This is a genomic window from Frankia sp. CcCS3, from assembly GCF_977927575.1.
The window spans coordinates 1-4,036 of the sequence record NZ_CDWRCL010000295.1 but is presented as its reverse complement, the minus strand read 5'-3'; the positions used below and the strand labels follow the sequence as shown (position 1 = coordinate 4,036).

The following is a 4,036-nucleotide window of genomic DNA, read 5'->3' as shown; positions in this document are numbered from 1 at the left end:
CGTTCGGACGCCACGCGCCACCCCACACAGAGACCACACGTCGGCCACTGTCACTGGAGTACTAGGCACGGTTCCGCGGTCCGCGACTTGTGACGGCCACGGGCCCTTGGACCTTGCTCCGGGGGTGCCGACTCCGGGGGTGCCGAGCGGCTCGGGTCAGAGGTGCCGGTACACCTCACGTCGATGGGCGACGTGGACGATCGTGACGAGAATGCGGGTGTGGTCGACCTGGTAGATCACCCGGTATTCACCAACTCTGATCCGCAGTACCCTGCTGGGTTGGCCGGTGAGGGCCCGGGCCCCCGAGGGGCGGGGTTCCGCCGCGAGTCGTGTTACCGCGATCAGGATCCGTCGAGTGGTGGAGGCGTCGAGCTTGCGCAGCTCTCGCAGCGCCGCAGTCGTCCACTCGACGGTGTGCGCCACGTCAGTTCAGGCCGAACTCGGCGAGGACGTCGGCGTGGGGTACGCGAGGCTCCTCGGCGGCCAGCGCCTCTCGGGCGACGGCGAGATCCGCTTCGTCCTCCGCCGCTTCCAGCTCACGGAGATCTTCTATGGAGATCACTGCCGCGACCGCGCGGCCGTGACGGGTCAGGACGATCCGCTCATGGGCGTGCTCCGCCTTGGAGACGATCTCGCCGAGGTGGTCGCGTGCCTCGCTGATCGGCATCTCGCTCATCCCCAGATTGTACAAACCGGGGAGTGGTCGGGCCGCTGAGGCGGACGAGGTGGCCTGTAAGCCGGGTCCTGTACCGGCTAGCCTCACGGCTCGTCGGCGGCGACCATCTCTCTCGGGCTGCCGTTGCCGGCAGCCTCTAGCGGTCCACCCGCAGGCTCGGGCGGGCAGCCCTCGAACGCCTGCGCGGTCCGCGGCCTCGCGGCTACGGGCCTTCTGACCTTGCTCCGGGCGGGGTTTACCGAGCCGCCCAGGTCACCCTGGGCGCTGGTGCGCTCTTACCGCACCGTTTCACCCTTACCGGCGCCGGAACCGGCACCGGCGGTCTGTTTTCTGTGGCACTGTCCCGCGGGTCACCCCGGGTGGGTGTTACCCATCGCCCTGCCCTGTGGAGCCCGGACTTTCCTCGGCGACGCCGGACGAGCCGGCACCGACGCGGTCGCCCGGCCAACTCGTCCGCTTCCTTCAGTATAGAGTGCTTCCCGGTCTACGCTTCCTGGGCGTAGGGCTGATCGGGCTGTCGGTGCGCGGAGCCGGCCGATCGGGCGGTATGGCGGCGGATCGAGGAACAGGACGATCATGACGGGACCGAAGCAGCCGGGCCGAGGGTTCGGCAACGCGAGGCGTACGGCCTCTCCGCCCGCCGTTCCGCCCGCGCCCGCGGCGCCGGCGGCGGCCGGGCAGACCCCCGCGGCCTCGCCTTCCGGAACGCCTGCCGGCCAGGTTCCGGTTGGTCCAGCCGGTCCGGTTGGTCCGGCCGGTCCGGGCGCCGTGGCGCCCGTTCCGCACCAGCCGGCCCACCCGGGCGGACCGGATTCTCCCGGCGTCCCGGGTGCGCCCACCGGCGGGGCCCGGCCGTCGCGTCGCGGGGTTGCCTACACCACCTATGCGATCACCGTGCTGGTGCTGCTCATCGCGATCGCCGTCGTGGTCTTCGTCGTGCAGAACGACGCGCGCGTGAGCATCTGGCTGTTCGGTTCGACCAGGCAGATGTCGGTCGCGGGTGCACTGGCCGCCTCGGCCGCCGCCGGTCTCGTCGTCGGCCTACTCATCGGTGTCATTCCTCAGATCAGGCTGCGCCGCGAGTTGCGCCACCTGCGTCGCGCGGCCGGCCGCCGGTAGCTGAGCGGAGTCCTCGGCCGCGGGTCGGCCGGTAGCCGGTTGGTGGAAGGCACGTCGGCAAGATGCCAGGCGGATCCCACCGCGTCGGTACAGTCCGGGTCGTGACGCCGTTGCGAACAGATCTGCCACCGGGAGCACAACTCCCGCCACGCCCAGCGAACGCACCGGCGCCCGGCACCGTGCTGCCGTCCCACTACGTGCGGTGCTTCGCCTGCGGTGACCAGTCCGCCCACGGACTGCACCTACGGGTCGACGCCGATGCCGGCCTCGCGCTGTGCGCGACGTTCGAGGTGACCGAGCATCATCAGGGAGCGCCGGGCCTCGCCCATGGTGGCCTGCTCAGCTGCGCCCTCGACGAGGCGTTGGGTGCGCTCGGGCATCTGACCCGGACCAGCCTGGTGACCGGCCGGCTGGAGACGGACTTCCTGCGGCCGGTACCCGTGGGCACCGTCCTGCACCTGAGGGCGCGGGTCGAGGGCGTGCTCGGCCGGCGGGTCTACGCCAGTGGCGAGGGACGATTGAACAGCCCTACCGGACGGGTCGCGGTCCGGGCCCGAGGGCTGTTCGTCGAAGTGCCCCTGGAGCACTTTGTCACCCATGCCCGGGCCGAGGACATCCAGGCGATCGAGCAGGATCCGGACCTGATCCGGCTGCGCGAACATCAGACCATTTCCTGATCTTCGAATCTCCTGGTCTTCGAATCTCGGAATCTCGGAATCCGCTCACGGGCGGGACTCGTTTGCTCGCCGTGATTCGACCGCACGGACCGTCGCATCTCCGTCACAGATCCGTCACAGATGTAGCTGGCACGGTGGGCGTGGCCTCCGGGTCTGTCGGGATGCTCCATCGACCGTTGCCTCGGCCACTGCGTCGGAACGTTCGGAGCGGCGGTCGGCCCCGGCGGCCAACCCTCGCCGGCTGTCGGTCGGCTCGCGGCGGAAAGCTCGACGGAAAGGAGGGCGCGGTGCCGGCGATGTCGCTGCGCTCTGGCGATCCGGAGCGGATCGCCCGGTTCACGCTCACCGCGCGGCTCGGCTCCGGTGGTATGGGAGTCGTCTACCTCGGCATCGACGACGAGACCGGAGGGCCGGTCGCCCTCAAGGTGATCCGGTCGGACTTCACGGCCGATCCCGAGTTCCGCAGCCGGTTCCGTCGCGAGGTCGCGGCCGCCCGGGCGGTCGACGGTGCCTGCACCGCGAGGCTGGTCGATGCCGATCCCGACGCCGAGGATCTGTGGATGGCAACCGAGCACATCCACGGCCAAAGCCTCGCCGAGGCGATCGCCGACCGGGGCGCGCTGACCATGCCGGTCGTCATGGCGCTGGCGACCGGGCTCGCCGAGGCCCTGAAGGCCATCCACGACGCCGGCATCGTCCATCGGGACCTGAAACCGGGCAACGTGATCCTCAGCGAGGACGGCCCGAAAGTGATCGACTTCGGCATCGCGGCGGCGGTCGACGCGACGGCCGCGACCAGGACGGGGGTGTTGCTGGGCAGCCCGGGTTACATGGCCCCGGAGCAGGTCACCGGACGCGGCGAGATCGGCCCGCCGGCGGACGTCTTCGCCTGGGGCCTGACGGTACTGTTCGCCGCGTCGGGGCGACCCCCCTTCGGGACCGGCCGGCCCGACGCGCTGCTGTACCGGGTGGTCCACGACGAGGCCGACACCGGGGATGTTCCGCTGGCCCTGCGCCCAGCGGTCCGCGCGGCGTTGCTCAAGGAGCCTATGGCCCGGCCGAGCGCCCACGCGTTGCTGCGCGTGCTGATCGGGTCTACTGGCGACCCGGAGCGCGAGACACGCCGGATACTGCGGGACGCCTGGCTCGCCCCACCGGTGACGACCCGCATGAGGAGCCTTCTGCCGGCCGCGGAGGAGGATACCCATGACGCCAAGACGCAGATCCGCCTCGATGCGCCGGAGAGCGCCGGCGCGTGGGTGCGAGTGGGCGACGGTGCGGGGACAAACGGTGCGGGGACAGCGGGCCGGGCGCCACGCGGGACCGGTGATCCGGCGGGGGACCCCGGGCAGGCTGGCGAGCTTCGGCAGGTCGGCGAGTCCGGGCAGGTCGGCGGGTCCGCGCTCGGCGAGGATGACGATCAGGCCGGTGGCCGGCCGGCTGACGGTGATCATGATGCGGCCGCTTCCGCCGGGGCAGCTCCCGCCGGGGCGAAGCGGCCCCTGTCCGGCCGGCGGGCCCGTGCCCGGCGCCACCCGCGCCGGACCGCGGGTCTGGCTGCCCT

Annotated in this window: 5 protein-coding genes and 1 other RNA gene; 3 read left to right on the top strand and 3 right to left on the bottom strand. The window is 71.6% G+C overall.

From position 1 onward, the window contains the following. Positions 1–156: 156 nt before the first annotated feature. The 3 genes from AC08OQ_RS18150 to rnpB form a co-directional block, all read right to left on the bottom strand. Positions 157–423: a type II toxin-antitoxin system RelE family toxin gene (locus AC08OQ_RS18150; RefSeq protein WP_476602091.1), complete on the bottom strand. Its 267-nt coding sequence runs from the start codon at positions 421–423 to the stop codon at positions 157–159. Position 424: 1 nt separating this feature from the next. Further along, a complete protein-coding gene (locus AC08OQ_RS18145; RefSeq protein ID WP_462189044.1) occupies positions 425–676 on the bottom strand; it encodes a type II toxin-antitoxin system Phd/YefM family antitoxin in 252 nt (83 codons plus the stop codon). A 41-nt stretch (positions 677–717) separates the two neighbouring features. Further along, positions 718–1,128: RNase P RNA component class A (rnpB, locus tag AC08OQ_RS18140), an RNA gene on the bottom strand. Positions 1,129–1,252: 124 nt separating this feature from the next. Here rnpB and AC08OQ_RS18135 point away from each other — a divergent pair. The 3 genes from AC08OQ_RS18135 to AC08OQ_RS18125 form a co-directional block, all read left to right on the top strand. Beyond that, complete coding sequence (locus tag AC08OQ_RS18135) at positions 1,253–1,795, top strand: lipopolysaccharide assembly protein LapA domain-containing protein (RefSeq protein WP_462203840.1); 543 nt, start codon at positions 1,253–1,255, stop codon at positions 1,793–1,795. A 101-nt stretch (positions 1,796–1,896) separates the two neighbouring features. Beyond that, positions 1,897–2,472: a PaaI family thioesterase gene (locus AC08OQ_RS18130; RefSeq protein ID WP_476602090.1), complete on the top strand. Its 576-nt coding sequence runs from the start codon at positions 1,897–1,899 to the stop codon at positions 2,470–2,472. A gap of 296 nt (positions 2,473–2,768) precedes the next feature. Next, a partial coding sequence (locus AC08OQ_RS18125) for a serine/threonine-protein kinase (RefSeq protein WP_476612234.1) occupies positions 2,769–4,036 on the top strand: 1,268 nt, incomplete at its 3' end.

Bases quoted from the DNA above. Each gene is read 5' to 3' on its own strand.
- AC08OQ_RS18145 (WP_462189044.1), bottom strand. From the start codon at position 676: ATGAGCGAGATGCCGATCAGCGAGGCACGCGACCACCTCGGCGAGATC.
- AC08OQ_RS18135 (WP_462203840.1), top strand. From the start codon at position 1,253: ATGACGGGACCGAAGCAGCCGGGCCGAGGGTTCGGCAACGCGAGGCGT.